Source organism: Xanthomonas hortorum, from assembly GCF_024339125.1.
GTDB classification, from domain to species: Bacteria; Pseudomonadota; Gammaproteobacteria; order Xanthomonadales; family Xanthomonadaceae; genus Xanthomonas; species Xanthomonas hortorum.
On the sequence record NZ_CP101417.1, the window covers coordinates 642,806 to 664,747 of the forward strand.

Consider the following 21,942-nt stretch of genomic DNA (forward strand, 5'->3'; position numbering starts at 1 on the left):
GCCTGCATTACAGTGCGCCGCGCAGGGTCACCATCACATTGCGTGGTTCGCCGTAATAGCGGCCGTTAACGAAGCTGGACAGCGTGTTGTAGTACTGCTTGTCGAACACGTTGTTGAGGTTGACCGCCAGCGACCACTGCCGGTTGACCTGATAGCGCGCCAATGCATTCCACACCGCACGTCCTTCGATCGGTGCGATGGCGGTGCCGATCTGCCGATACGCCGCACTCTGTGCACTGACGCCGCCCCCAACGGTCACATCCTGCAACACACCCGGCAACCGATACGTCGTCCATACCCGCAGCAAATGCTTGGGCGTATAGCTGTTGAAGGCCTGCCCCTGGCTGGTGACATCCTGCAGATAGGTCGTACGGTTGAAGGTGTAACCGGCAAACACATTCCAGTCGCGCAGCACTTCACCGCTCACTTCGGCATCGAAGCCGCGGCTGCGCACCTTGCCGCTGTCGATGTAGCAGAAGTCGTTGTTGCGGCAGGTGGGGCTGGTGGTCAGGTCGGCCTGCGCGCGGTTCTTCTGCTCGATCTGGAACAGCGCAAAGGCGGTGTTGATGCGGCCATCCAGCCACTCGCCCTTGATGCCCAGCTCGTAGTTGGCACCGGTCATCGGCTTGAGCATGTCGCCGGCTTCGGTCTGCGCGTTCTGCGGCTGGAAGATGTCCGCATAACTGGCATAGGCCGACCAGGTCGGGCTCAACGCATACACCAGGCCAGCATACGGCGTGACCTGCCCGGTCTCGCGGGTGTGCTCGATCGATTGCGACGGCGACAGCCCGGTGGTGGTGGTGTTCCACTGGGTGTCGTGCCAACTCACACGGGTGCCGACGATGGCTTTGAGCGGGTCGCTCAACTGCCAGCGCAACGCGCCGGACAGGCCGAACTCGCGCGAGGTGCCATGCCGTGCCTCGCGCGCATTGGCGAAGATTTCTTCGTCGCTGATCGCCCGCACATTGCGCTGCAGATCGAACACGTTGAAGGTCTGGAAGTTGTTCTTGGTACCGTAGACGGTGTCGACCGTGTTCTCGGCGAAGTTACTGCCCAGTACCAGCTCATGCCGGCGGCCCAGCGCGTTGAAATGCCCGATCACATTTGCATCGAAGCCGAACGCATCCGTATCGGAGATGGTGCGCGCCGCCAACAAGGCGCCGGTGCCGTTGGCCGGATTGATCGCGCGGCTGGAGCTGGCGTATTTCAGATCGTGCAGCTCGCGCACCTGCACCGCACTGAGCTTGAACACCCAGTCGGCATTGAAGCGATGGTCGAGGTCCAGATACAGCCCGCGATTGGACGAGGACTGCCGGTTCCACTGCGCGCCCAGATTGGTCTCGCGCGGCAGGCCGATATCGCGGCCATCGGTAAAGCTGGGCAAGCCGCCGAAGAACGGCCGGCCTTCGACCTGTTCGTAGCTCACGCCCAGGCTGAGCTGGGTCTGCGGCGAGAACGCGTAATCGAGCGTGCCGTAGTAGGTAGGCGTGCGGCGCGTGACGCCATCCACAAACGAGCCCTGGTCCTGATAGTCGATCACCCCGCGCGCGCGCAACGCGCCATCGGCAGTGAGGTTGGCGCTGCCATCGATCAGAGCGCCGTAGCGATCCCACGTGCCGCCCTGCACCATCACGCTCACGCCCGGCACATCCAGCGGGCGCTTGCGCACCAGGTTCACCGCGCCACCGGGATTGCCCGCGCCCTGCAGCAGGCCAGCCGCACCGCGCAACACCTCGGCGCGATCGTAGATGCCCATGTTGGCGCTGTAGTTGCTCGCCCGGCCGTACATGCCGCGATTGAGCGGCACGCCGTCGTACTGCACCGTGGTGATGTCGAACCCGCGCGAATAGATGTACTTGCCGCCCTGCGGGCTCTGCACGATGGTGATGCCGGTGGTGCTGGCCAGCGCGTCGTAGACCGAGGTGATGTTCTGTTCGTCCATCAACTGGCGGGTGACCACGCTGATCGACTGCGGGATGTCCTTGAGCGATTGCTCGCCGCGGCCGATGCTCACCGCACGCGCGGTATAGCTGCCGGTGCCGCTGGTGGCCGCACTACGGTTGGCCTGCGCGGTCACCTTGACGGTCGGCAGCAGCCACGCATCCACTTCGCTCCTGGTCGCGCTCACCCGTGGCGCGGCGCGCAATACATAGCCGCCGGTCTCCAACGGCACCGCCTGCAAGCCGCTACCGGCCAACAACGCCGCCAACGCCGCCGGTGCGGTGTAGCTGCCATCCAGCCCGGCGGTGGTCTTGCCGTCGGTCTGCGCGGCGGTGAAGCTCAGCAACAGGTTGGCCGAACCGGCCAGATTGCGCAGCGCCGGTGCCAGCGGGCCGGCAGGAATGCGATAACTCTGCCGCGCATCCTGCGTGGCGGCTGCGTTTTGCGCCATTGCATCGGGCATGCCTGCACACAGCGCCAGACTGCACAGCGCAATCGCAACTGCTGTGCTGATGGGCCGCTGTGCTGCCCGTACAGAGGCGATACGCTGAAACGAAGAAGAAAAACGTTGGCCGCGGCGGGCAGTGATCGACATGCTGTTTCCACAAGATGTTGGTGTCGCACTGACACCGTCATTGTGGAGGTGCCGCAACTGCGGCGATCGGGCAGACCAGCAGCAAACTTTTTTCGTCGACGTGCCGCCTGGCAGCGCCTCAGCCCTGCCCGGCCGCTTGCACCGTCACCCAATACCGGCTGCGCCGGCTCACCCGCACCGGCAGCACGCTGGGCAGCATCGCCAGGATGCGCTCGGTGTCGTCCAGCGGAAAGACGCCGGAGACGCGCAGCGCGCCCACCTGCGGGTCGCAGCGCAGGAGGCCGGGGCGATACCGGCCCAGTTCGGCGATGAAGGCATCCAGCCGCAATTCGTCGGCGATCAACTGGCCGCGCACCCAGGCTGCCGCCTGCGCACCGACTGGAGCGATGGCGCCTAGCGCCTCGGTGGTGAAGCGACACTGCTCTCCCGCATGTACGCGCCCAGCAGCCTGCGCGACCGCAAGCGGGCGCACCTCCACCGCGCTTTCCAGCACGCTCACCTGCGTATCGCCCTCGTCCTGGCGCACGCAAAAGCGCGTGCCCAGCGCACGGATATCGCCTTGCGCAGTGCGCACCACGAAGGGTCGCGCATCGTGGCCGGCGCCCAGCGCATGCGCGGTCGTCACCATGATTTCGCCGGCCAGCACCTGCAGCAGCCGCTGTTGCGCATCGAAACGCACATTGATGGCGCTGCGCGTATTGAGCGTGATGCGGCTGCCGTCCTGCAGCTGCAAGTCGCGGCGCTGCCCCGTCGCGGCGGCGTAGTCGGCGGTGGCGCGTTGCCAGGGTTCGGTGCGCGAGACCAGCACGCCGGTGGCACCGGCAACCCCGCCCCACAGCAGCAGATTCAGCGCCTTGCGCCGCCCCGGCGATGCCTGGCCGTTGTTACCGGCATACGGCGACAGGCTGCGATACGCCGCCTGCGGCGTCAGCGTCTTCAGCCGCCCGGTCACCGATTCGATATGCGCCCACGCGCGCGCATGATCCGGATGCGCATCGCGCCACTGCTGCCATTGCTGCAGCTGCGCGTGGCTGGCGCTGCCGGACATCAGCAGCGTCAGCCACTCGGCTGCCGCATCGGCGACCTGCGCACTGATCGGTTGCCCGCCGGCCAGCAGTGGCCGCTGGGCGCCAAGGGACTGCGTGCTGCGGGACGCGGCATCACCCATCTGTGCGACTCACGCCGAGAGCGCGAACAGGCAATGCCGGTTGGCACGCGTGAGGTATTGCTTTACCGAGCTGCTGGACACGCCCAGCCGCTGGGCGATCTGCGCGTAGCTCAGCTCCTGCAGATGAGCCAGCAAAAAGGCCTCTTTCACCTTGGGCGGCAAGCCGTCCAGCGCCTGGTCCAGCTGCTGCACCGCTTCCAGCGCCAGCAGTTGCAGCTCCGGCGACGGCGCCACTTCTTGCGGCAGCGCCGCCAGCATTTCCAGGTAACTGGTTTCCAGCAGCTTGCGGCGCTGCCGGTGCGCCATCAGCCGGCGCGCGATGGTGGCCAGGAACGGCCGCGGCTCGCGGATCTCGGCGGCCGCACCGGCATTGATCACGCTGATGAAGGTGTCCTGCGCCAGGTCGGCGGCCACGAACGCATCGCCCAGCTTGCGCCGCAGCCAGCCCTGCAGCCAGCCATGGTGGTCGGTGTACAGGCGCTCCACCTGTTGATGAAGCGCGCCTTGCGTGACCGACACGATGACCTCCTGAACGGCTGAGCCCGGACCGCGAGGCGTCCGGCGATAAATGAGAATTGATCTCATTCTATCGGATGCCGGCGGCGCGTGCAGGCGCCCGCTCCGGGCCGGCCTATCTCACTGGCTTCCGGTTGCGGGTCGATGCTGCCCCATTACGAAGCCCATTGGGAGGCACGGCTGGCCTGGGCCAGCCGGCTGACTTCAGGCGTTTTTCCCGCTGAGCGCAGGTGGCGGTGACTTGACTCGCCAAACCTCAGGCAATAAAAAAGCCCGCTTGCAGCGAACTGCCAGCGGGCTTTGCTCCCTCCCCCACGTCGGGATGCAGGATCATAGTGCGCGCCCCGAACGCCACTTGCACGCTGCACTGCAAAACAATACTTGGCAGTACAGAACTGGCGCTTTTCCTTCACACCGTCTTGCCGCGCAGCGCCCTCAGCGCAGCAGATCGGGCTGGGCCTGGTACCACTGCGGCGCGCGCAGCAAATGCCATTCCGGCGTGTCGCCGCGCAGGCCAACCGCCGCGCTCAGCATCCCCCAGCGTGCAAGCAGGCTGCCGCTGCGCTGGGTGCCCTGCAGACGCAATCGTGCATCCACCTGAAAGCGTTCGTTGCGTGCCTGCAGCCGATCGACGATGACGGTCTCGTCCTGCCAATGCACGCGACCGGTCACTTGCGCCTGCCCCGCATCCACCAGCCGCAGCATCCAGTTCGGAATCGAGCGATCGCGCGCGTACAGCGACATCAGGAATGCCAGATCGCGCACCTGGATGCGCACGCGCCCATCCACACCGATCGGCTTGCGCCATTGCATGTGCGTGTCTTCCAGCACGATGCGCGCCCACCACCCATCACGACGTTGTCCATCCGGGCCGGTGAATCCGATATTGCGCAACTGGATGGTGCTGGCATCGAGGCGGAAATTTTCTGCACGCAGATCGCCGCGCTGCAAACGCAGATCCGCATCCACATCGCCACGCAGTGCGAGGCCGGCAAACTGCAGCCGCGCCGCACGCGCACCGATGCGCAGCCCGCCCTTGCCGATACGCCCACCGGGTTCGATCTGCAGATCGCCACTGAGCACACCGTTGCCGCCATCGAAACGCAGTTGTTGCTGCGGCAGATAGCGGTTGTAGGCACGCAGATCCGGCACGCGCGCATTGGCGAACACAAGATGCGCGCGTGTGGCATCACGCAACGTCGCCAGATTGCGTGCATCGGCACGCGTTTGCAGATCCAGACGCAGATCGCGGCCCTGCACGAATGGGCGCGTGGGCGCATCGCTGTGCGCAATCGAAAACTGCTGCATCTGCAATACAAGTGCAGGCAGCAACTGCCCGTTGGCATCGGCGTCCACACGCAGATCGGCACTGGCTTGCCCATCGATCGCATGCCCCATCACGCCGACATGCGCACGCACGTGCGGTACCTGCAGACGACTGCCGGCACCAAGCTGGCCGCGATCGATCCGCAGATCGGCATCCACCAGGCCGTCGCCCTCCAGCGTCAGCCAGTCCACATCCGGAAACAGCGCCGGAATCCAGCTCAGCGATGCCAGTTGCCAGTGCACCCGCGCATGCCCGGAGGTACGCGGCAACAGACTGCGCATGGATTGCAGCGGCAGCTGCCGGCCTTGTACGCGCAGATCCGCATCCAGCGTCAGCCCGGCATCGGCCGGCTCGGGCATGCGCACTTGCAAGCGCATGTCCTGATCGACTTGCAGTTGCGCTGTCAGTTCGCCAAGCAAGGCAGCCGGCGTGCGCGTGCTGTCGTGCAACGGCGCGCGCCATTGCAGTTGGCTGCCGGGTTGCAAGGCGCCCCGCGTCCAGCGCAACTCGCCATCTGCGCGGCCTTTGCCGGCGCGCGTGGCGACCGTGTGGCGGCCCTGCGCATTGCGTGTGACATCCAGTGCGGCAGTGTCGCCATGCACCGCCACCAGCGCGTCGGTGAGTTGCAGCAGCGCAAGCCCACGCGCTTGCTCGGGCGCATGCCGCGCGATGCTGGCTTCGATGCGCAGCTGGCCGTTGCGCAGCACTTCGCTGTTATCCCAGCGCATCCGTGCGTTGTCGAAGGTCGCACGCGAGGGAAACAGTTCCATCGGACCGCCGCGCAATTGTTTGAACACGCCCAGCTGCAGTTGGCCATCGCCTTCGATCTGCAGCTGGCGCAGCGTCAAGGCCTGCACTTGATCGGCGACGATGCGGTCGAATTGCAGGGTCCAGGCCGGAGCGGTCGGCAGGGTGCTGGCCGGGGGTTCAGCGACCTGGGCGACCTGGGCGGATTGCGGCGTGCTGGTGGGCGCGCCAGTCATCTGCATGGGCGGCTGCTTGCTGGCTGAGGCCTTTGCGTTGGTCGTTGATGCAGATGTCTTGTCTTGCGTTGGCGTTGGCGTTGGCGTTGGCGTAGTCGTGCCGACTGCGCCAGTCACCGGAGCAGCGGCAACCTGCGTGCTCGGCGCTGTCGCCGGCGCTTGCGTCGCTGCAGCACCGGGCGTCGGCGCAGCCGCCTGCATCCCGCCACGCACACCGTGCGCATGCAACTCCGGCACCAGCAACTGCCGATGCAACAACGGCAACAACCGCACCTGCCCGCTCATGCGCTGCGCGCTGACATTCCAGCTGTTACGCGTGGAGTGGCCTTGCAGGTCCACATTCCACAGCACCAGACGCCCCGGCCACCAGGTCACTGCAGGGCCCCAGTGCATGCTGAATTTGTCCGGCTTGCGGTTGAGCGCTGCCGGCCCAAGCGGTGTGTTGAGCAACAGATTGCCGAGCAGCAAATAGCTTGCATACAGCGCAACCAGCGCCAGCACAGGCCAGCGCACCGCGCGGGGCAACCCACGCCAGCGGGCGCGAACAGGCATCGTCATGACGGCAGGCTCCTGAAGACCGCGCACGCGGCGTGGCGCAGTGTGCCAAGCAGGCCGTGAGTGCGGCGCGCAGCGGCCGATCGTAGCTGGCACCAGCAGGCTGCCCGTGCGCATTCGATGTCCTACACGCGCGGCAGTGCGAGCACTGCCTCTGCGACGACGGCGAAGCTGGCCGCATGACGCAAGCCCTGAAACAACCAACCGCTTACTTCGCCTTCGACACCGCCGGCAATAACCCCGGTTGCGCGTCGTACCACTCGCGCGCGCCGGCCAGATGCCACTGGCGTTGCTTGCCATCGAGTTCGATCCCGGCACCCAGCACGCCCCAGCGCAGATACAGATCGCCGCGCCGCTGCTCCTCGTTCAAGGCCAAGCGCGCACGCAGCAACAGGCGCGCGTTCTCCGCATGCAGGTCGTCGATCAGCACCTGCTGCTTGCGCCAACGCACCCGGCCGGTGGCATCTAGCTCGCCCGAATCCAGCAAGCCCAAGACCCAACGCGGGTAATCGGCGCGTTGCGCAAATACCGACAGCAGCGGCGCAACATCGCGCATGCGAATCGCCGCATCGGCATCCACCTGGAACGGCGCACTGGCCTGGATGGTGCCGGCGCCGAGCTGCATTTCTCCCCACCAGTTGGCATCCGTGCTGTCGTCGCCTACGCGCATATTGCGCAAGCGCACGCGCGTGCCGCTGAGGTCGAAGAACTTGTTCTTGAAATCGGCGCGCTGCAGCTGCGCCTGCAACTCGGCATCGCCGCGCATCTGCACGCCGGCCAGTGCAAGGTGTGCGCCCTGCCCGCGCAGATGCGCGTGACCGCTGCCGACCTCGCCGGAGGCGTTGAGCGCCACATCACCGGTCAGGCTGCCGCTGCCGCCGAGCAGGCGCACGTTGTTGCCCGGCAGATAGCGGTTGTAGACGGTGAGATCGGGCACGCGCGCATCGCTGAAACGCAGCTGCGCCTTGAGCGTGTCGCGCAGGCGCGCCAGTTCGGCGTCGCCATGCATTGCCAGCTGCAGATCGCGGCCGTCCAGCAGGATCTGTTTGGGCGCATCGCGCGGCGCGGCCTTGAACGTGGGAATGCTCACCTCCAGATGCGCCTGCGGCGTGGCGGCATCGTCGATGCGTCCGTGTGCGGTGGCGACACCGGCCAGGCGTGTATCGAACACCTGCGCCACGGCTTCCACACGCGGAATCTCCAGGCTGCTGCCACTGGCGAGCCGTCCTTGCGCCAGCCGCAGATCGGCCTCGACCAGGCCACCGCCTTCGAGCTGGAACCACGGCTTGCGCACGAACAACTCGGCAATCCAGTTCAGGGATTCGAACTTCCAACGCCCACGTACCTGTCCGGACAATCGCGGCAACATCTGCGCCGGATTCTGGAAAGGAATGCTGCGGCCGGCGAGGCGCAGGTCGGCATGCAGCTCGCTGCCGGTCTTTTCATCGCGCGGCAGCCGCGCCTGCACGCGGATATCGCGCGCCACATCCAGTTGCAACGCCAGCATGCCGCGGTCGGTCGCGCCAACGCCCGCCAGCAACGGCAGCCGCCAGACCGCATGGCTGCCCGGCTGCAGGGCGCCGCGATCCAGCGTGATGTCTGCCTCCACCCGCGCCGCCGAGGGCCCGCTGCGGATGTCCACGTGCGGCGCGCCGGTGTCGATCTTCAACGCCACCGTGCTGGCCTTCAGCTGCAGGCGCGCGTGGGTGATGCCGAGCTTGCGCAGGCCCGGTGCCTCATCGCGGTAATGGCGTGGAAACTGGAATTGCGTGTCCAGCTGCGCGCCATTGAACACCTGCACCCCGTCGTAGCTGACCACCGCATCGGTAAAGCTCGCCTCGGAGGCAAACAGCTCCGACGGCCCGCCTTTGAGCTGCTTGAGAAAGCCGACGGTGGCGTGGCCTTGACCGGCAATCAGCAACTTGCCCAGACGCGCACTGCGGATGCTGTTGCTGGTGATCGCATCGAAGCGCAGCGTCCAGCCCTGATCGCCGCGTGGCGGTGGCGGAATGGGTTTATCGGAGGTTTCAACTTCCGCGCTCAGGCCGGTGGCATGCAACCACGGCAAGCGCACCTCGCGCCGGAACAGCGGCAGCAAGGCGACGCGCGCGTTGGCGCGATCGGCATGCAACACGTACACGGTGCGGTTGGCCTGCCCGCGCATGCGCACGTTCCAGGCCATCACCTGGCCCGGAAACACAGTGAGCGCGGGGCCGGTCTGCATGGTGAATTTATGCGGCTGCCGGTTGGTGACGGCATCGAACAGCGGCGTGTTGAGAAACAGGTTACCGGCCAGCAGATACAGCGCATACAGCGCCACCATCACGACCACTGCAATGCGCCACGGCCGGGGCCAGCGCTGGAAGCGATCGCGAAGTGTGGGCATGGGCGCAGGCAGTGATGAGTCTGCCGTCACTATCGCGGTTGCGCTGGCGGCGAGGCGTGAACATGCGCATGGCCGGTGTCGCGCTCGCTCGTTCCACCAAGGTCGCGCCCCGATCGAGGTGTACAGCGGCGATAATTGCGCTTCTCCCGTTTCCGCTGTGCTGCCCATGTCCGACGAACGCATCCTGCACGCGCCGCTGCGCGAACGCTTGGTTTCTGCCGAGGCCGCTGCCGCCTTGATCCAGCCCGGCGAGACCGTGGCGATGAGCGGCTTCACCGGCTCCGGCTACCCCAAGGCGGTGCCGATGGCGCTGGCGCAGCGCATCGAAGCGGCGCATCTGCAGGGCCAACCGTTCCAGATCAAGTTGATGACCGGCGCCTCCACCGCACCGGAACTCGATGGCGCGCTGGCCAAGGCAGAGGGCATCGCCATGCGCATGCCGTTCCAGTCCGACCCGGATGCGCGCCAACGCATCAACGCCGGCACCCTGGACTACATCGACATCCATCTCAGCCACGTCGCCCAGCACGTGTGGTTCGGTTTCTACGGGCAGATCGATACCGCGGTGGTGGAAGTCTCGGCGATCCGCGCCGATGGCAGCCTGGTGCCGTCGACCTCGATCGGCAATAACAAGACCTGGCTCGACCTGGCCAAGAAAGTGATCATCGAGGTCAACGATTGGCAGCCGGCCGGTCTGGACGGCATGCACGACGTCTACTACGGCACCGCCCTGCCGCCGCATCGCAAACCGATCCCGCTGTTGCATGGCGACGACCGCATCGGCGAGCCCAGTCTGCGCTGCGATCCGGACAAGATCGTGGCGGTGGTGCGCACGCATGGCCCGGACCGCAACAGCCCGTTTGCCGCTGCCGATGCAAGCAGCGAACGCATCGCCGAACACCTGATCGAGTTCCTTCGCCATGAAGTGAGCAAGGGCAGGCTGCCGGCCAGTTTGCTGCCGCTGCAATCGGGCGTGGGCAATATTCCCAATGCGGTGCTGGCGGGGCTGGCACGCAGCGGCTTTCGTGATCTGGAAGCGTTCACCGAAGTGATCCAGGACGGCATGCTCGCGCTGCTACGCGATGGCGTGCTGCGCTACGCCTCGTGCACCGGGTTTGCACTCAGCCCGGAAGGCAACGAGGAGTTCAAGCGCAATATCGATTTCTATCGGCAACGCATCGTCATGCGCACGCAGGAGATCTCCAACCATCCGGAACTGGTGCGCCGGCTTGGCTGCATCGGCATGAACGGCATGATCGAGGCCGACCTGTACGGCAACGTCAATTCCACCCATGTGATGGGCAGCCGCATCATGAACGGCATCGGTGGCTCCGGTGATTTTGCGCGCAATGGATTCCTGTCCATTTTTTTGAGCCCCAGCATCGCCAAGGCCGGCAGCATCTCGTCAATTGTGCCGATGGTCAGCCATGTCGATCACACCGAACACGACGTCTCGGTGATCGTCACCGAACAAGGCCTGGCCGATCTGCGCGGACTCACGCCCAAGCAACGCGCGCGCCAGTTGCTCGATCACTGCGTGCACCCGCGTTATCGCGATGCACTGGAAGATTATGTAGCGCGCGCCAATCGCGACAGCTACGGCAAGCACACTCCGCATCTGTTGACCGAAGCGCTGTCGTGGCATCAGCGTTGGTTGGAGACAGGCGACATGCTGGGGTGATCACGCGCGTTGCAGCTGCCCGATCATGCCGCGCTCTGTGCACCTGATCGTCGTGCCGGGCAGAGTGCACAGCATCTGTTGCCCTTGCGAGTGCGCCGCGTCGTTTGTAAGCATGCAATCTTAGATGGCTGTCTTCCGCCGTACCCTCACCCCAACCCCTCTCCCGAGGGGAGAGGGGCTCTCAACCAATCACGCAGCTTCAGCAACCCGCCTCGCACGACGTGCACGCACCGCCGTCGCCAAGCGCTCCAGCACCTGCACCGAGGCGTCCCAATCCAGGCAACCGTCGGTGATGCTCTGGCCGTAGGTGAGTGCGCAGCCCGGTACCAGTTCCTGACGTCCGCCAACCAGATGACTCTCCACCATGACGCCGACGACGCGCGTCTCGCCGCCTTCCAGCTGCCTGGCGATGTCGTCGATGACCTTGGGCTGGTTTTCGGGATTCTTGCCGCTGTTGGCGTGGCTGGCGTCGATCATCAGGCGCGCCGGCAAGCCGGATTTAGTGAGCACCTGGCTGGCCGCTTCCACATTGGCCGCGTCGAAGTTGGGCTGCTTGCCGCCGCGCAGGATCACGTGGCAATCCGGATTGCCCGCCGTCGCCGCCACCGCAGTGTGGCCATCCTTGGTCACGGCCAGAAAATGGTGCGGATGCGAGGCCGCTCCCACCGCGTCCACCGCAATCTTGACGTCGCCACCGGTGCCGTTCTTGAAGCCCACCGGGCACGACAAGCCGGAGGCCATTTCGCGATGCACCTGGCTTTCGGTGGTGCGCGCGCCGATCGCGCCCCAGGCCACCAGGTCGGCGATGTACTGCGGCGAGATGATGTCGAGAAATTCCACGCCGGCCGGCAAGCCGAGGTTGTTGATGTCGCGAAGCAGGCCGCGCGCCACCCGCAGGCCCTTGTTGATCTGGAAGCTGCCATCCAGATCCGGATCGTTGATCAGGCCCTTCCAGCCGATGGTGGTGCGCGGCTTTTCGAAGTACACCCGCATCACGATCTCCAACGCGTCGCCAAACTGCTCGCGCAGCGGGCGCAGGCGGTGCGCGTAGTCCATCGCCGCAACCGGGTCATGAATCGAGCAGGGCCCGATCACCACTGCCAGGCGGTCGTCGCGGCCATGCAGGATCTCGTGCAGGGCAGCGCGCGAATTGGTCACGGTCTCGGAGGCGCGGTCGTCGCAAGGCAGCAGCGACAGCAGCTGCGAAGGCGGGGCGAGGGCTTCGATCTTGCGGATACGCAGGTCATCGGTCACAGGCGGCATAACAGTGTCTCGGTGGGCGTGTTGCATCAGGGATGCCAGGCGAGGCGGCAACAAAAAAGCCGCCAGTGTGCGCTGGCGGCTTTTCGGGAATGCTGCTGAAGATTTCTTCAGGGTGAGCGCAATCCGTCCTCCGCCAGCGGCATCGGAAAACCGTAGTACCAAAAATAAAACTGGCTGCGGGGTGCGTTCATTGGGTGCATTGATACCACGCACATTTCGCCGTTGCCACTGTTTCATCGGCAACGGAACGTTGCAGCGATGTCATCGGGCAGGAGCATGCCGGCTGCTGTTAGACCCGCGCTGACCGTTTCCGCGCAAATGTATCGCCCCCAAAAGGCTTCATGGACCTGATGACATTGCCGCGATTTGCATAGTCCTGAGATGCATGCGATCGGGTTCGACTCGAACGCTCAGCATGCCGAACAAGCGGCTGATTCGGCTGCGTTCGATGCAGCTGGACACGCTTTTCGCAAGCCTCGACTTCGATCTCGACCGGGCCAATCTGATGTCGAAGCATCACTGTGGACAGAGACGTTTAAACCAGCCCGGCCCTTGTATTTCCGCAAGCGCTCTCTATGCCGTGCACCCTGCGAGTATCGTTTCATGACTCAGCGCTCAGGCGCCCTAAAAATCGCGTAAATTCCATATAAATCAGCTACATGAGGATCATCTCTGGGCAAAAAATCGTTTCATATATCGTTTCAGCAAGCATGTCTGCATGTATCGCACCCACCTCCACACTGCACCACACGCCACGGCGCTAATCCGTGACGTGCGATGCGGCCGCCACATTCAATCAGAACGTAAACACATATTCCGCCGCCACTTCACGGCCGATCGGGTTGAACAAGGTGGTGTTGTAGAAGCCGTAGCCGTAGAAGCGCTCCTTGTTCTCGTAACCCACTTCGTTGAACACGTTGTTGACGTAGAGGTTGACCTTGGCATGGTCGGTGATCTTGTAGCCGGTGCTCAGGTTCCAGTAGATCGCCGGGCCCACGCGGCCGAAGTAGCGCTTGCTGGTTTCGCCCAGATGCACGTTGGCGGTGTCGGTGACCACGCACTCATCGGCGGCACTGGGCTGGTAGCCATCGTCGAAGCGTGCGCAGGTGCCCCAGTTGACCGCACGCATGGAGCCGAGCCGGCGGAAGTACACCGTCCAGTCCCAGGCGCCGCCGTTGTCCCAGTGCACGCTGCCACGCACGCGGCTGCGCACGCGCTCGTCGCGGCGGTTTTCGTCGCTGTCGGTGCGGTAGATCTGTTCGCGATAGGCGATCAGCGTGTTGTAGTCCAGCGACAACTGGAAGTTGCCCCAACCCGCAGTGGCCAGGCGGTATTTCAGCGAGGCGTCGATGCCGGAGGTTTCCATTTGCGCCAGATTGATCGGGCCACGCTCGATGCTGGCGATGGTGCCGTCGGCATTGCGCACCACCCGCGAGCTGATGGTGTCGCAATAGCCGGCGCCGCCCGGGTTGTTCCAGGCACCACCGCTGATGGTGGTGCCGGTGCGGCAGCCGGCTTCGGCCGAGAGGATCTCGTCGCGGTCCAGATCCTTGATCATTTCCTCCAGCTGGATGCGGTAGTAATCCACGCTCAGCGACAGACCTTGCGCGATGTCCCACACCACCCCGCCGGTGAATGAGCGGCCGGTTTCCGAGCGCAGATCCGGGGTGCCGCGGCGATTTACATCCACGGTGTAGAAGATGTTGCTGTTCTCGTCATTGCAGCCGCCAGTGAGAGACGCGCCCGAGGAAATACAGCGGTATTGATCGATCACGGTCTGGTTGGTGGAGCTGGGTTCGCCAAGCACGTAATGCATGTCCGGCGCGCGGAAGCTGGTGGCCAGCGTGCTGCGCAACAACAGGCTCTCGACCGGGCGCCATTCCAGACCTGCACTCCAGGTGGTGTCGCTCTGCGTGCCGACATCGGTGGGGATGACGGCCGATGAGCGATAGTTGCCATAGCGGTCGTAGCGACCGGCCACATTCGCGCTCAACGTGGACAGCAACGGGATCTGGAATTCCAGGCCGGCCGAGCTGCGCATGCGCTCACCACCACCACTGTCGACCACATCGACCGGGTAGCACTCATTAGCGCACGGGTCCGGCGACAGTTGATAGCCCTGCTTGGCCACTTCGGCCACGGTGGCGAAGCGGATCGGCCCGGCCCAACCCTGCACCACGTCGCCGCTCAAGCTGAAACTGGCTTGATTCACCCACGAATAGGCGGAGTTATGCGATTTGGCGACCAGGTCGTCGTACTCGTTCGACGACAGTGGCGCATACAAACGCGCTTCGTTGATCGCATAAATCGATGAACCATCGGCGGCGGTGCCGGTTGGACTGCCGAGAAAATAATCGGTCGCGCGCGCGGTATCCACCGTGCGCACATATTCGTCCACCGTGTAACGCGAACGGCCCACGCTCAACTCCCAATCGAAGCGATCGGCCCATACACCGCGCAGGCCGGCGCTCAGGTCCCAGGACTGCTCCTTGTTGTAGTTGGCCAGCCGATCCCAACCACCGGCTTCGCGCCGGGTAAGCTGGCGGATCGCATACAGCGAGCGGCCGGTGGCCGCGTCCTGGAACGGGCCCAGATACGCGTATGGCGGGTCGTAGGTCCAGCGACCGATGCTGCGGTTGGCCGACAGCGTGGCCCAGGCTTCGGTGTGCTCGCCGAACTTCCAGGTGCCGTAGAGATAGGCCGAATAATCCTCGCTGCCGGTGACCAGCCCCCAATCGCCGTAATCGCGCGACACGCCGCAATAGTTGCCGGCATTGGTGAGCGCGCCGGTGTTCTGGTCGTAGCTCAGCCGCTGCGCATCGACGAACTCGCCGCCAAAGCGCGCGCAGGTGCCGGCGGGTGGCGCCAGACGCTCATTGGTATTGGCATCGACCAGGCTCAGGCCGGTGAATGGATTGAAGCCGTAGAGGCGATTCTGGCCGGTCCAGTTGGAATAGGACATGTCGTCGGAGTCGTCCATTTCGGGGCGATCGCGCCCGCTCAGCGGATCGCGCCGGGTGGCCTGCAGCGCGTAGGTCAGGCTCCAGTTTTCGCCGGTGCGCCCGCCCGCCCACGACACGTCGAAACTGTCGCGCCCACCTTCGGTGGCCGTGCCGCCGCGCAGCCGCACCTGGTCGCCCTGGTAGTCGCGCTTGAGTATCACGTTGACCACGCCGGCCACCGCGTCCGAGCCGTAGATCGCCGAGGCGCCGCCGGTCAATATCTCGATGCGCTCCACCGCGGCGGAGGGAATATTGCTGTAGTTGGAAAAGTTGCTCTCGCCGCCGTATGGCAGCGGGTAATCGGCCACGCGGTGCCCGTTGACCAGCAGCAAGGTGCGGCCCGGCCCCAGGTCGCGCAGATTGATCGGCGAAGCGTTGGGCGTGTGCGAGCCCCATTGCGTATCGGCTTCCACCGAGCCCTGCTGGTTCATGCTGTTGAGCACGTCGTAGACGGTGGCGAAGCCTTCCTGCTGGATCTGTTGCGCGGAGATGGTGACCACCGGCTGCGCGCCTTCGACCTGCGCGCGCTTGATGCGCGAGCCGGTGACGCTGACTGCGTCCAGGGTGGAAGTAGCGCGTGGTTGATCCGGCTCGGTCTGCTGGGCAGTGGCCGATTGCGCGGCGGTAGACAGGGCAAGCGACAAGGAAATCGACAAGGCAAGGCGATGACTGCGGCAGTTCATAAGATCCCCGGGAGAGGCCGGCATGGCCGGCGTGGCGTTCCACTGCAACGACGCCTGCGAGCGATGCACCGCATCGCCACCCCCTGTCCGATGGCCCCCCGACCGTTCGGCGCAAGCGCCTGCCCAGCGACGCTAGGGCTGTGATGACATCGGTGTCAACACCCTGTCATGCAAGTGTGATCCAGATCGCGATCCTTGCCACCGCGACACGGGCGTTACGCTTGCGCCCGCAAATCGAACGCGCCGATCGGCAGCGGCACTTACGCCAGATAACGCTTGAACCACGCGATGGTGCGATCCCAGGCCAGGGTTGCTGCCGCCTTGTCGTAACGCGGCGTGGAATCGTTATGGAAACCGTGGTTCGTCCCCGCATACACGTAGGCCTGATAGACCTTGTGCTGCGCCTTGAGCGCGGCCTCGTACGCCGGCCAGCCGGCATTGACGCGCTCGTCCTCTGCGGCGTAATGCAGCAGCAGCGGCGCACGGATGCGGGCGACCTCGGCGTCGGTGGGCTGACGGCCATAGAATGGCACCGCCGCGGCCAGCTCGGGATACGCCACCGCCGCCGCATTGGCCACACCGCCGCCATAGCAGAAGCCGGTGATGCCGACCTTGCCGGTGGTGCGCTCGCGGCTCATCAAAAACTCCACCGCGGCGAAGAAGTCGTTCATCAGCTTGGTCGGGTCGACCTGCGCCTGCAGCGCGCGGCCCTTTTCGTCGTTGCCGGGATACCCGCCGACCGAACTGAGGCCATCCGGTGCCAGCGCGACGAAACCGGCTTTGGCCACACGTCGCGCGACATCTTCGATATACGGGTTGAGACCGCGGTTTTCGTGCGCCACCACCACGCCCGCCACCGCGCCGGTGACCTTGGCCGGCCGCACCAGATAACCGCGTACCTGGCCATGGCCGTTGGGCGAGGGATAGGTGATGTACTCGGCCACGATGTCCGGGTCGGTGAACTCCACTTGCGTGGCGAGCGCGTAGTCGGGGCTCAGCGATTCCAGGATCGCTGCCGCACTCAACCCGGCCACCGCGAACGCAGCGGCGCGGTCGAGAAAATCGCGCCGACTGAGTTTGCCGTGCACGTACCCGTCGTACAGCGCGAGCAGATCGGGGTGGAAATCCTGAGCGGTCAGACGGCGCATCGGCGTTCTCCTGGAGATGGCTGGACTGCGACGCGGGTGCAACCACACGCAGCGCAGAGAGCGGCATCGCCTACGACACAACACCGCATCCAGCCGAGCATGCCGATGCGTCTGCAGCGGCGCAAGCAAGCCTCGTTCGTAATGCGGCAACAACCCGGAAGACCACCACGGCACGCCCAACGCGATCGGCTAGGCCTCACCAGCGCAAGCGGACTCCTACAACAGCGCGCGCAGCCCATGTCGTGATTTCAGCGACGCATCGACCTCCCCACCTGTCGACGCCCACAAAAAAACCCCGCCTTTCGGCGGGGTCCTTTTTTGATGCAACAACCGATGGGGCTGGATCAGAAATCCATACCGCCCATGCCGCCCATGCCGCCACCGCCGCCGGGCATTGCCGGCTCGTCCTTCTTCGGGGCATCGGCCACCATGGCTTCGGTGGTGATCATCAGGCCGGCGATCGAGGCTGCGTTCTGCAGCGCCGAGCGGGTGACCTTGGTCGGATCCAGGATGCCGAACTCGACCATGTCGCCGAACTCGCCGTTGGCCGCGTTGTAGCCGTAGTTGCCGGTGCCTTCCTTGACCTTGTTCAGGATCACGGACGGCTCTTCGCCGGCATTGGCCACGATCTCGCGCAGCGGGGCTTCCATCGCGCGCAGGGCGATCTGGATGCCGTGGGTCTGGTCTTCGTTGGCACCGGTCAGGTTACCGACGGCCACCAGCGCACGCACCAGGGCCACACCGCCGCCCGGGACCACGCCTTCTTCGACGGCTGCACGGGTGGCGTGCAGGGCGTCTTCGACGCGAGCCTTCTTTTCCTTCATTTCGATTTCGGTCGAAGCGCCGACCTTGATCACTGCAACGCCACCGGCCAGCTTGGCCACGCGTTCCTGCAGCTTCTCGCGGTCGTAATCGGACGAGGTGTCTTCGATCTGGGTCTTGATCTGGCCCACGCGGGCTTCGATCGTGGCCGAGTCGCCGGCGCCGTCGATGATGGTGGTGTTCTCCTTGGAGACCTGCACCTTCTTCGCACGGCCCAGGTCCTTGATCGTGGCCTTCTCCAGCGCCAGACCCACTTCCTCGGAAATCACGGTGCCGCCGGTCAGCACGGCCATGTCTTCCAGCATCGCCTTGCGACGGTCGCCGAAGCCCGGTGCCTTGACGGCCACGACCTTGACGATGCCACGGATGGTGTTGACCACCAGGGTCGCCAGCGCTTCGCCTTCGACTTCTTCAGCCACGATCAGCAGCGGCTTGCCGGCCTTGGCCACGCCTTCCAGCACGGGCAGCAGGTCGCGCACGTTGGAGATCTTCTTGTCGTGCAGCAGGATGAACGGGTCGTCCAGATCAGCCGACTGGCTCTGCTGGTTGTTGATGAAGTACGGGGAGAGGTAGCCGCGATCGAACTGCATGCCCTCGACCACGTCCAGCTCGTTTTCCAGGCCCGAGCCTTCTTCAACGGTGATCACGCCTTCCTTGCCGACCTTCTGCATCGCTTCGGCAATGATGTTGCCGATCGATTCGTCCGAGTTGGCCGAGATGGTGCCGACCTGGGCAATCGCCTTGTCGTCGGTGGTGGGCTTGGAGATGTTCTTCAGCTCGATGACGGCGGCCTTGACGGCCTGGTCGATACCGCGCTTGAGGTCCATCGGGTTCATGCCGGCGGCCACAGCCTTGGCGCCTTCGCGGATCAGGGCCTGGGCCAGCACGGTGGCGGTGGTGGTGCCGTCGCCAGCGTTGTCGTTGGTGCGCGACGCGACTTCCTTCACCATCTGCGCGCCCATGTTCTCGAACTTGTCAGCCAGTTCGATTTCCTTGGCGACGGAGACGCCGTCCTTGGTGATGGTCGGCGCGCCGAAGCTCTTTTCGAGCACGACGTTGCGGCCCTTCGGGCCCAGGGTTGCCTTGACGGCATTGGCGAGAACGTTGACGCCACGGACCATACGGGTACGTGCGTCTTCACCGAAACGAATGTCTTTAGCAGCCATTTGTTGTAACTCCGGAATTTGGGATTAGGGATTGGGGATTGGCTAGAGCGGGGTTCGGGGGAGATGCGGGATCAGCTGCGCCAAGCGCAGTGGCCAATCCCGAATCCCCACTCCCGAATCCCGCGGGCAACGGCTATCAGCCGATGACCGCCAGGATGTCGTCTTCGCGCAGCACCTTGTACTCGATGCCCTCGGCCTTGTAGCTGCTGCCGGCGTACTGGCCGTAGATGACCTTGTCGCCGACCTTGACCACCGGCGCGCGCAGGCTGCCGTTGTCCAGGGGCTTGCCGGCGCCAATGGCGACGACTTCACCCTTGGTGGACTTTTCCTTGGCCGAATCCGGAATCACGATCCCGCCGGCGGAAACTTCGTCGGCTTCGATCGGCTTGACTACAACGCGGTCGTGAAGCGGCTTGATGCTCATAGAGAAAGACCCTCTTAAGTGATTGATTGGTCTGGAAATTATCGGCGATGTTAGCACTCGTATGTGACGACTGCCAGCACAGCGCGCGGAAAAAACCCGACAGAGCGGGTGCGGGCCAGAGATTGTGCTGCGCGGGCGGCTTTCAAGGGCTAGGGGCAAAAAAGTTTCGACGCCCTGTCGAATACAGGGGCCGAATTGGAACCAGGTTCCACCGATTGTCATGCGCACGTTTTACAGTCGGCAACGCATTCCCCGATCACAAGGAGCTGTCGATGAGGTTGCCGTCCCGTGCTGTGTCCCTGAGCTGCATTCTTCCCCTGGCCTGTGCGTTCGCACTGGCCGTCCCCACCGCCCACGCCGCGGTGTTCATCAACGAACTGCACTACGACGACGCGGGCGCCTCCGGCGACAGCGGCGAAGCCGTGGAAGTGGTGGCCACCGCCGGCGAATCGCTGAGCGGCTACCGCATCTATCTGTACAACGGCAGCGCGCCGAGCGCGGCCACGGTCTACGCCAACACGGCGGTGCCGGCCGGCAGCCTGGTCAGCTGCGGCAGCCAGGTGCGCGTGGCTACGGTCAGCTACGCCAGCAATGGCGTACAGAACGGGCCCAACGACGGTGTGGCGCTGGTCGACCCGAACGGGCAACTGGTGCAGTTCCTCAGCTACGAAGGCGCCATCACCGGCAGCGGTGGCCCCGCCGCCGGCGTCACCAGCCAGAACCTGCCGGTCAGCGAGAGCAACAGCAGCGCGGTCGGCAGTTCGCTGCAACTCACCGGCACCGGCAGCAGCGCGGCCAACTTCAGCTGGGCCGGCTCGTCGGCGCAGACGTTTGGCGCGTGCAATCGCGGCCAGACCTTCAACGGCAGCGGCGGTGGCGGCGAAACCGGCGCTGCGCCTTCGATCACCAGCACCACCCCGACCCAGGGCGCCACCAACTTCCCGGCGGCCGGCGATCTGAGCGTGGGCTTCAGCGAGGCGGTGACGCTGAGCAGCGGCGCCTTCGCGCTGAGCTGCGCCAGCTCCGGCACCGTGCCGCTGAGCTACCCGACCAGCGGTACCCGCTTCAGCCTGTCCACCAACACTGCCCTGGTGGGCGGCGAGCGCTGCACCCTGGCGATCACCGCCAGCGCCATCCGCGACGCCAGCGGGCTGAGCCCGGCCGCCAACCAGTCCATCGCCTTCACCGTGGCCACGGCCAGCGGCGGCGGCACCGGCTACTACTCGCGGGTGAACACCGCCAATGCCGGCCAGTTGCGTTGCTCGCTGCACACCGTGATCAAGGGCCACACGGTCTATCCGTACAGCGGCTCGGGCACCAGCACCTGGACCATTCTGGAAATGGCCGACGAAGATCCCAACAACAGCGGCCGGATCCTGGACGCCTACCGCAACCGCAGCTACGCCAAGGGCAGCGACCGCGCAGGCACCGGTAGCGGGCTGACCTACAACCGCGAGCACACCTGGCCCAACTCGCTGGGCTTCGGCAGCGCCAGCGGCGACAAGGGGTTGCCGTATGCGCCCTACACCGACACCCACATGCTGTATCTGACCGACACCGGCTTCAACGCCGACCGCGGCAACAAGCCCTACGCCACCTGCACCAGCAGCTGCGGCGAGCGGGTGACCGAGGTCAACGACGGCAGTGGCGGCGGCAGCGGGCGCTATCCGGGTAATTCCAACTGGGTGCGTACGCCCGACGGCAACGGTGGCACCTTCGAAGTGTGGGGCAAGCGCAAGGGCGACATGGCGCGTGCGGTGATGTACATGGCGATCCGCTACGAGGGCGGCACGGACGCGGCCACCGGGCAGTCCGAGCCGGACCTGGAGCTCACCGACGACCGCAGCAAGATCGTGCAGACCTCGGCCTCCCCGGCCTATATGGGGCTGTTGTCCACGCTGCTGGCCTGGCACCAGGCCGATCCGCCGGACGATGCCGAGCGCGCGCGCAACCAGGTGGTTTTCAGCTTCCAGGGCAACCGCAACCCGTTCGTGGATCACCCCGAATGGGCGACATCGAGCCTGTTCACCTCGGCCAAGCCGGCCAGCTGCCAACTGGCCAATTGATCCAGCCCGGCCCGGCGCTTGAGGCGTCGGGCCGGAGCATATTGATTCATCCTGGCCCGGCGCCCAGTGCGTCGGACCGGTGATGTGGTTTACCGGTCAATCGGCTTTGGATGCCGCTCGAATGTCGGCCCAGTGATATTTCCTGGCCGACGTTCCATTCGCGCCCTGGACCACCGCAGCGGTGGCGCTCCCGCGCAGCCGGTCATCGCACCGAAC

12 protein-coding genes are annotated in these 21,942 nt (G+C 65.1%); 2 read left to right on the forward strand and 10 right to left on the reverse strand.

Translation table 11 applies throughout. The features are described 5' to 3' along the window. Nucleotides 1–7: 7 nt before the first annotated feature. From NMB96_RS02620 to NMB96_RS02640, 5 genes are all read right to left on the reverse strand, one after another. Nucleotides 8–2,536: a TonB-dependent siderophore receptor gene (locus tag NMB96_RS02620; RefSeq protein WP_255086156.1), complete on the reverse strand. Its 2,529-nt coding sequence runs from the start codon at nucleotides 2,534–2,536 to the stop codon at nucleotides 8–10. Nucleotides 2,537–2,654: 118 nt separating this feature from the next. Then, nucleotides 2,655–3,704, reverse strand: coding sequence for a FecR domain-containing protein (locus NMB96_RS02625; RefSeq protein WP_023902672.1), 1,050 nt, complete (start codon nucleotides 3,702–3,704; stop codon nucleotides 2,655–2,657). A 9-nt stretch (nucleotides 3,705–3,713) separates the two neighbouring features. Then, entirely contained in the window at nucleotides 3,714–4,223 is a 510-nt protein-coding gene (locus NMB96_RS02630) for a sigma-70 family RNA polymerase sigma factor (protein ID WP_023902673.1), read from the reverse strand. A gap of 432 nt (nucleotides 4,224–4,655) precedes the next feature. Continuing rightward, nucleotides 4,656–7,088: a hypothetical protein gene (locus tag NMB96_RS02635; RefSeq protein WP_255086158.1), complete on the reverse strand. Its 2,433-nt coding sequence runs from the start codon at nucleotides 7,086–7,088 to the stop codon at nucleotides 4,656–4,658. Nucleotides 7,089–7,293: 205 nt separating this feature from the next. Then, complete coding sequence (locus tag NMB96_RS02640; RefSeq protein ID WP_255086159.1) at nucleotides 7,294–9,471, reverse strand: translocation/assembly module TamB domain-containing protein; 2,178 nt, start codon at nucleotides 9,469–9,471, stop codon at nucleotides 7,294–7,296. Nucleotides 9,472–9,637: 166 nt separating this feature from the next. Here NMB96_RS02640 and scpC point away from each other — a divergent pair, with 166 nt between their 5' ends. Further along, on the forward strand, nucleotides 9,638–11,152 hold the full coding sequence (gene scpC / locus NMB96_RS02645; protein WP_023902677.1) for a succinyl-CoA:acetate CoA-transferase ScpC: 1,515 nt from the start codon (nucleotides 9,638–9,640) through the stop codon (nucleotides 11,150–11,152). A 189-nt stretch (nucleotides 11,153–11,341) separates the two neighbouring features. On the opposite strand, the gene NMB96_RS02650 is transcribed toward scpC, so the two are convergent. The 5 genes from NMB96_RS02650 to NMB96_RS02670 all read right to left on the reverse strand — a co-directional run bounded on the left by NMB96_RS02650 (nucleotide 11,342) and on the right by NMB96_RS02670 (nucleotide 19,660). Continuing rightward, complete coding sequence (locus NMB96_RS02650; protein ID WP_043888949.1) at nucleotides 11,342–12,415, reverse strand: 3-deoxy-7-phosphoheptulonate synthase; 1,074 nt, start codon at nucleotides 12,413–12,415, stop codon at nucleotides 11,342–11,344. Nucleotides 12,416–13,211: 796 nt separating this feature from the next. After that, nucleotides 13,212–16,100: a TonB-dependent receptor plug domain-containing protein gene (locus NMB96_RS02655; protein WP_255086160.1), complete on the reverse strand. Its 2,889-nt coding sequence runs from the start codon at nucleotides 16,098–16,100 to the stop codon at nucleotides 13,212–13,214. Nucleotides 16,101–16,360: 260 nt separating this feature from the next. Beyond that, on the reverse strand, nucleotides 16,361–17,248 hold the full coding sequence (yghX, locus tag NMB96_RS02660; protein WP_023902680.1) for a YghX family hydrolase: 888 nt from the start codon (nucleotides 17,246–17,248) through the stop codon (nucleotides 16,361–16,363). A gap of 344 nt (nucleotides 17,249–17,592) precedes the next feature. Next, nucleotides 17,593–19,236 (reverse strand): chaperonin GroEL, encoded by a 1,644-nt coding sequence (groL, locus tag NMB96_RS02665; RefSeq protein WP_023902681.1) that lies wholly within the window; start codon nucleotides 19,234–19,236, stop codon nucleotides 17,593–17,595. A gap of 136 nt (nucleotides 19,237–19,372) precedes the next feature. Beyond that, on the reverse strand, nucleotides 19,373–19,660 hold the full coding sequence (locus NMB96_RS02670; RefSeq protein ID WP_006451546.1) for a co-chaperone GroES: 288 nt from the start codon (nucleotides 19,658–19,660) through the stop codon (nucleotides 19,373–19,375). A 272-nt stretch (nucleotides 19,661–19,932) separates the two neighbouring features. Between NMB96_RS02670 and NMB96_RS02675 the strand changes: the two genes are divergently transcribed. Next, nucleotides 19,933–21,726, forward strand: a complete 1,794-nt coding sequence (locus tag NMB96_RS02675; RefSeq protein WP_023902684.1) for an endonuclease — start codon at nucleotides 19,933–19,935, stop codon at nucleotides 21,724–21,726. The last annotated feature ends 216 nt before the right edge of the window (nucleotides 21,727–21,942 follow it).

Bases quoted from the DNA above. Each gene is read 5' to 3' on its own strand.
- groL (WP_023902681.1), bottom strand. From the start codon at position 19,236: ATGGCTGCTAAAGACATTCGTTTCGGTGAAGACGCACGTACCCGTATG.
- scpC (WP_023902677.1), top strand. From the start codon at position 9,638: ATGTCCGACGAACGCATCCTGCACGCGCCGCTGCGCGAACGCTTGGTT.
- NMB96_RS02675 (WP_023902684.1), top strand. From the start codon at position 19,933: ATGAGGTTGCCGTCCCGTGCTGTGTCCCTGAGCTGCATTCTTCCCCTG.
- NMB96_RS02640 (WP_255086159.1), bottom strand. From the start codon at position 9,471: ATGCCCACACTTCGCGATCGCTTCCAGCGCTGGCCCCGGCCGTGGCGC.
- NMB96_RS02620 (WP_255086156.1), bottom strand. From the start codon at position 2,536: ATGTCGATCACTGCCCGCCGCGGCCAACGTTTTTCTTCTTCGTTTCAG.
- NMB96_RS02625 (WP_023902672.1), bottom strand. From the start codon at position 3,704: ATGGGTGATGCCGCGTCCCGCAGCACGCAGTCCCTTGGCGCCCAGCGG.
- NMB96_RS02635 (WP_255086158.1), bottom strand. From the start codon at position 7,088: ATGACGATGCCTGTTCGCGCCCGCTGGCGTGGGTTGCCCCGCGCGGTG.
- NMB96_RS02655 (WP_255086160.1), bottom strand. From the start codon at position 16,100: ATGAACTGCCGCAGTCATCGCCTTGCCTTGTCGATTTCCTTGTCGCTT.
- NMB96_RS02670 (WP_006451546.1), bottom strand. From the start codon at position 19,660: ATGAGCATCAAGCCGCTTCACGACCGCGTTGTAGTCAAGCCGATCGAA.
- NMB96_RS02650 (WP_043888949.1), bottom strand. From the start codon at position 12,415: ATGCCGCCTGTGACCGATGACCTGCGTATCCGCAAGATCGAAGCCCTC.
- yghX (WP_023902680.1), bottom strand. From the start codon at position 17,248: ATGCGCCGTCTGACCGCTCAGGATTTCCACCCCGATCTGCTCGCGCTG.